A 328-nucleotide genomic window follows, 5' to 3' on the forward strand; every position below is an offset into this window, starting at 1 on the left:
TGATTTTACCAATATTTCAAAAGAGGAGATATTGACCTTACGCCGCAAACTGGCTATGGTCTTTCAGCAGTTTAATCTGTTTGAACGAAAGACAGCTCTTGATAATGTCAAGGAAGGGCTTAAAATTGTCAAGCGGATGGATGATGCCTCTGCAACCGCCCTTGCCAAAGAAGAATTGAGAAAGGTCGGTCTGTCAGAACGTGAGAACCATTATCCAAGACATCTGTCAGGTGGTCAAAAGCAACGTGTGGCTCTTGCACGTGCTCTTGCCATGCAACCAGACGTTTTGCTACTAGATGAGCCGACTTCGGCGCTTGATCCAGAGTTG

At 45.7% G+C, this 328-nt stretch carries 1 protein-coding gene; it reads left to right on the forward strand.

Translation table 11 applies throughout. The annotated features are described in order from the left end of the window. A partial coding sequence (locus C1E99_RS13100) for an ATP-binding cassette domain-containing protein (RefSeq protein WP_153060272.1) occupies positions 1-328 on the forward strand: 328 nt, incomplete at both ends.

The organism is Streptococcus suis (genome assembly GCF_002964045.1).
Classification (GTDB): Bacteria; Bacillota; Bacilli; order Lactobacillales; family Streptococcaceae; genus Streptococcus; species Streptococcus suis_U.